Raw genomic sequence first — 6,315 nt, 5'->3', positions numbered from 1 at the left:
TTATCGATATCGTAGGTCCAGCCCATATCATCGTTATCCAGGCTAAAGCTGGCGATAATATCGCTGATTTGTTGGGCAGAGAGTGATGCATTAGCCCCATTTTGCCAATTGATATCGTCGTTATAACTGCTGTCGAGGCTGAGTACGTCATTGTTATCGACATCGGTTGCAGTCAGGATGCCGGTGGCCACCAATCTATCTGGGTCGACATCAATCATATCCTCAGTCACACTACCAGACACGCCAACTGTTAACTCTGGAATATCGTTGGTACCGGTAATGGTGATGGTGACGACTTGAGTATCTGATAAACCAAATTCATCGGTAACGGTTACGGTAAAGCTTTCAGTTTCTGTATCGCCATAAGCCAAACTATTCGTAAGTTCATTATCTAAGGTAAAAGACCATTCGCCAGTAGAACCATCGAGTGTGAAGGTCCCGTAGGGAGTGACAGGGTCATCATTTAATTGCCAAGTGAGTAGGGCTCCGTTATCAACATCATCTGCTGATAGGGTACCGCTAGTTTGTGGGATACCTGCAGTTGCTATATTGCCACCGATAAGGACACCCGCTTCAATAACATTACCTAGGGCATCTTCGAGGGATGAGGTGATTTCAGGTGCGTCATTCTCACCTGTAATAGTAATAACAAGTGCTTGGACTACGGAGTCACTATCACTATCGGTTAGTTGGTAATTGAATGTATCGAAGAGTTGCTCGCCTTGAGCAAGAGATTGAACCTCTGATAACTGATTATTTAATTGATAGGTATAACTACCGTCAGCCGCAATAATTAGTGAACCATAAACTCCCGATATTACAGTATTTCCTGCAACGTTAATGCTTGAGTTTTCACTGTTGGTTACTTGAGTTACAATGGCTAAATCTGCACCGAGGGTATCGTTTTGCAGTACATTGCCGGTGACACCATCAAGATTATTTTGGCTGATTTCATTACTGTCATCTAAGCCACTTGGGGCATCATCAACAACATTTGCAGTGACTAAGGTTGTGGTTTGAACTCCCTGATTATCAGTTAGCTGCAATAGGAATAGTTCGGATAAGGTATCTGAATCTGAGTGATCGAGTGTGGCAGCTAAGGTGTAGCTGTAAGTTAATACTGAATTGACAGCGTCATAGTTGCTAATAGTTAACACACCATATTGGGTGCTGATTGATACAGGCCCGACAAAATTCCCATCAGTAAAAACGGCTATGCCATTAATGCTGAGAGATTGGATCCCCGCTTGAACATTAACAGATACACTTTCAGCTTGAGATAGCAAAGCCGCTTGGGGCTCTGAACCTTGTTCTAGATGCCTTTCATATAGCGTCACAGCACGAGCTGAAAGCTGAGGCCGTGCGAATTCTGTTAGAAAAATAGGTAATTCATCTACCTGGGTTAATTCTACTTGCGCAAAGCCCGCAGTATCATGCCCGGCATTAGCCAGAGTTTCATCGCCCGTTCGGCCAACGGCAATATAGCCACCGCCTTCATTGCCAGCTTGAGCCGTCTCTCCTGCCGCTGTGTCAGGTAAGTTTTCTGTCGGATCTTCACCGCTCAGGATTTTAGCTTGTAAGGCTGCGATTTCAGGATCGAGCGCAGCTTCAGTTGGTTCAGATGCCTGTACGTTCTCGTTGCTAGTAGAAGGGGGTACTGCTAATTCGTCTTGGGTCGCAGTTGTGCCATCACTGTATTGCAATGTGAATGTGGTGCCTGTTGATATACTGTGCGCTGTATCTTGTTTTAATGTATCGCCGACACGTAGTGGAACCATTTCGCCTTGGCTGTTTTTTGCACTTATAGAGCCAGAGAGCTTAACAATCGTGGCGTCCTGCTTGGGAGTGAATGTATCCATCATAAGTTACTCTAACCTTCTCATCCGTGAGTTAAATTAAGAATTATCAGTACTTAGTAATCATTTTTTTGCGCACTGACAGTATGAATTCTGTACTGCATTGAGCCGTTGTCAAATCTAGGGAAGTCAAGGAGGAAGGGGAGGATTAAGCAACATTTACGTATGATGCTGCGAATAGGCTTGTTATCAATTGCTTAGAATCGAGTTTGTAAATTGGCGGGCTTTGCTACATAAAAAAAGGCCGCAAAATATGCGGCCTTTAGTTAAAAAAGGTATAAGCGTTACATTAGCTTTGCTGCATTTCGTCTGGTTTGCAGCGCCCGGTTAAGTTCACCTAAATGCTCCTGTGCATCAGCTAGAGCATGTAAGCTACTGATGTCATCTTGCAGGTAACAGGCTTTTTGCCACCAGATCTTAGCTTGATGGTAATCGTGATTTTGCTGGTAAAGCTTTGCTAAGCAGACTTGGTAATCGGCGTTATTTTCATAGCTAGACTCCAATGCCAATAACTGCTTTTTAGCGTCAACGTCGCTAGGCGTGAGCACTTGTGCTAACGCATTTAATACTGATGCAGATGGCGATGCTTTTACCTGTTTGAGCAACATTTTGACGGCTTCGTCTTTACGTTCAAAACGACTCAAACCTATTGCGTATAGCGCAATATATTCTGCTTGCTTTCTTTCGCCACGGGTTAACCAATGCCAGCACTTTTCTAATTCTTGCTCATTGGCTTTAGCTGCCTGGCTGAGTAAAGCCGTATTCGTTTTAAGCGATAAAGCGTTAAAAGCATCATCTTCTAATACGTGCTTTTTACTAACGATTGGCAGCAGTAATTTTAGTGCTTGCCAATCTTGTTGTGCTTGATAAAGCTCAATAGCCAATTTGAGAATGGGTAACTTACTCTTGCTGGTCGGATTGAGTTTATCTAACTCCTCTCTTGCTGCGACTAAATCGCCTTGCTGTAATAAGTAACGAGTCCGAGTGGTGCTGACGGCTTTAACTGCGAGGGGTTCGAGTTGCGCCTTTGCTAAGTATTCATCACGGGCTTGGTGATTATCTTGATGATGTGCTGCACGGGCTGCAGCTAATAGATTTAAAGCTGGGATTTCACCTTTTTCAGCCCCTTTAGCCATGGCTTTCTCTGCCGCAGGCCAATCTTCTTCAGCTAATGCTAGTGCACCTAATAATGTGTGTTTACGTGCAGCTTTTTTACGCCATCTTTCTGGGAGGTAGCGACTATTTAATACTAAATTTAATAGCCATACGACAACAAATTCAACGAGTTGTAGCAAGCTGTAAAAGATAATTAGCGCAATAATGGCGAAGACGATACTGGTTTCGACCTGATAATCACCAATGGCCAGATAGAGATAGCCTTTACTGCCAACAAGAAAAGGGCTGATACAAAGCCCTAGTAAAATAATAATAAGGTAGACGAGAGCGCGAACCATTACTGCGCCTCCTCTGTCATCAAGTTGCCATAAGTGACTAATTGATTAAGCAGGTTAGATGCTTCAAAACGCTCTATATTCGTTGTTTGGATCTTCAACGTCTCCAGTGCATCTAAAGTGGCTAAGGTATCAATTGTTTGTTGATCTTTAAGGTCAAAGTACTGATAGACCCATTTTCTGGCTAACTTAATTGAATTACGGTAATTGACCTGATCTTGGCGATACAAGGCCAGTTGAGCTTGGAGCAGTTTATTCTTTATATTTTCAACTAAATACCACTGTTGATCAGGCTCAAGTAATGGCGCTGCATCTGTGGTGCGTTTTCGAATAATCACGAAATCATCAATGAGTGCCTGCCATGATTTAGCCAAGTTAGACTGCCAATCATCTAGCGAGTCACTGACTTTATTATCGCTGAGCTCTTCGGCAGAGAAGTGGGTCTCTGCGCGATTCAAAGGCAGCTTATCTAGGCCTGTTATGATGTTATCTATGGTTAAAACGGTGCCCGATATATCGGTATTCTTAATGGCTGCAACGACTGCAATATCTTTAGCTAATGCTTTTCTTAGCGGCATTAGTGAAGGATCACGCATTGACTTAATACGTTCATCTGCCGCTTTTAACAGACTGGTAGCAGTACTAGGGTCTTTTTCTAGCCACAGTTTTTGCCCTGCAAGCCTAACCAGGTATTTGGCCTCTTCGGCGCGCCAATGGTTTGGATTACGCTGAGCAATAATCGATACGCGCTCTTCAAGCTGAGTTTGCTGCTCAAGTGTCTTTTTCAGGGTTGAGTCAACACTAGACTTGAATTGGTTTTGTTGCTGCTCTAAAGACGCTATGCGCTGATTGGGTTTCGTCAGTGCAGATTGAAGCTTTTGGTTTAACGCTGCAGACTCTGCTTTTTGGGCTTGAAGCTGTTGATACAGGTAGTAACCGCCAGCGATAGAAGCAAAGGCTAATAGCAATAGTAAAAAGAGGGTAAAGATAATACCCCAAGGCGCCGGCTTGCTTTGAGAGGAAGGCTTATTAACAGTATTTTCGTCTGTATTTGTTTGCGGTTCTGACTGCGCCTCGATAACTGGCTGTGTTGCTGCAGTTGGCTCGGTAGTCGGCTCTGAAGCGTTGGCGTCAGTGTTCTTGGTTTCCATTTAACAGTCCTTGAAAGCTATGATGCTGCAGAAATAGCGAGTATGAACTTAACATTAACTGCGAATTACTTTAGAGATAACGCAGTTAACATTGCATTGGTGTTTGCGGCGGTGGCATTACTAATTTGCACTAGGCCGTACGCTTTTGCTTTTTCATATACTCGGGAGCTTGGCACTATAATATGACAAGTTTGCAGCCAAGCAAATAGCTCTTTTGGTACTGTTTTAATGAGGTTATCGAGTATTTCGCCGCTGGTAATGATGATAGTGTCTATACCGAAGCTTTGCCATTGTTGGCAAAGGGATCTTGTATCTAGCGCTGGGCAACCGCGTTTATAGACTTCCCAGTAATTCAGTTGGGCTTGGCGTTTACTCAGTTCGTTGGCGAGATCTTCGCGTCCGCCTTGGCCTCTAACAATCAGGATATTTTTACCACTGACCTGAGTCAGCGTGGACAGGGTGAGTAAGCCTTCTGTCTGTTGACAGTCTTCGGGGGCTTTCTCTGCATCAATTCCTATATCCTTAAGGGCTGCATGAGTAGCATCCCCAACCGCAAGGTAATGGGCCGATTCAGGCCATTGATTATTGATTGTTTTAGAAGCAAAGCTAACCGCATTAGTGCTGATGAAAATGATGATATCGGCTCGTTTTAGCGTGATATCAATTTGCTGGGCATCGAGGTTAGAAGTGGGCTGAACATTCAGTAGGGGCGTGATGAAATAAGAGACGTTGCGCTGAGTTAACGCCTCTGCCATCAACTGATTGCGCCCTTCAGGACGCGTCAGTAAGACTTTCATTTTTATGATGATTACGCGTTAGCGTAAACAGCATCAAGAATGGTTTTAGCACCCTTGCCGAGTAGCTCTTCTGCTAATGCAACGCCTAGCTTTTCAGCATCGGCTTTATTGCCTGAAGACGCGGCAGTGATGATTTGACTACCATCTGGATTACCCACTAAACCACGTAGGCTTAACGTGTCACCGTCGATCTCTGCGTATGCACCAATTGGTACCTGGCAACCGCCTTCAAGACGAGTATTCATTGCACGTTCTGCAGTCACGCGCAGACGCGTTTCAGCGTGCTCAAGTGGTGCAAGTAGCGCTTTAACACGGGCATCGTCGGTACGACATTCAATACCGACAGCGCCTTGGCCGTTTGCTGGTAGAGATTGTTCAGCAGAAATAAAACTAGCGATTCTTTCTTCTAGCTTTAGACGCTTAAGGCCTGCCGCAGCAAGAATAATGGCATCGTAGTTACCGGCATCTAGTTTTGCTAAACGAGTTCCGACGTTACCGCGCAGATCTTTGATAACAAGATCTGGACGAGCAGCACGAATTTGGCACTGACGACGTAGACTAGAGGTACCCACTACTGCGCCTTGTGGCAGATCTTCAATTGTTTTAAAAGTGTTTGATACGAATGCATCGCGCGGATCTTCACGCTCACAAATCACTTCAAGACCTAGACCTTCTGGGAATTCAACTGGCACATCTTTCATTGAGTGAACAGCTATATCGGCTTTGCCTTCTAGCATTGCGACTTCAAGTTCTTTTACAAATAAGCCCTTACCACCAACCTTTGCAAGTGGTGTGTCTAAGATGATGTCACCTTTGGTGCTCATTGGCAGTAATTCAACAGTGAGACCTTCATGGATTTTTTCCAATTCAGCTTTCACAAATTCGGCTTGCCACATGGCAAGAGGGCTCTTACGTGTTGCGATACGGATCAGATTTTGAGACATGCACGATATTCCATCTTAGAACTTATTTGCGCCAATGCTAACATTGCCTGCATATAGATGTAACATTCTGCTGCTGATTCTTTGAAGTCTACCCAGTTCTACACAGGTAAAAAGTG

5 protein-coding genes are annotated in these 6,315 nt (G+C 44.3%); all 5 read right to left on the bottom strand.

All coding sequences use genetic code 11. The annotated features are described in order from the left end of the window. On the bottom strand, window positions 1–1,862 hold a 1,862-nt coding region (locus ACVBIU_RS17165; protein WP_447168803.1), incomplete at its 3' end, for a retention module-containing protein. A 278-nt stretch (window positions 1,863–2,140) separates the two neighbouring features. Then, window positions 2,141–3,310, bottom strand: coding sequence for a heme biosynthesis HemY N-terminal domain-containing protein (locus ACVBIU_RS17160; protein ID WP_447162558.1), 1,170 nt, complete (start codon window positions 3,308–3,310; stop codon window positions 2,141–2,143). Next, window positions 3,310–4,458, bottom strand: coding sequence for a uroporphyrinogen-III C-methyltransferase (locus ACVBIU_RS17155; protein WP_447162557.1), 1,149 nt, complete (start codon window positions 4,456–4,458; stop codon window positions 3,310–3,312). The genes ACVBIU_RS17160 and ACVBIU_RS17155 overlap by 1 nt, the downstream gene beginning before the upstream one ends. A 65-nt stretch (window positions 4,459–4,523) precedes the next feature. After that, the gene (locus ACVBIU_RS17150) at window positions 4,524–5,255 is read right to left on the bottom strand and encodes a uroporphyrinogen-III synthase (protein WP_447162556.1); all 732 of its coding nucleotides are present in this window, start codon (window positions 5,253–5,255) and stop codon (window positions 4,524–4,526) included. 11 nt (window positions 5,256–5,266) lie between these two features. Then, window positions 5,267–6,199, bottom strand: a complete 933-nt coding sequence (gene hemC / locus ACVBIU_RS17145) for a hydroxymethylbilane synthase (protein WP_447164354.1) — start codon at window positions 6,197–6,199, stop codon at window positions 5,267–5,269. Window positions 6,200–6,315: the final 116 nt, after the last annotated feature.

It is taken from the genome of Shewanella sp. 30m-14, assembly GCF_052977125.1.
Note: the sequence above shows the minus strand (reverse complement) of the source record. Positions and strands in the feature narration are given on the sequence as shown.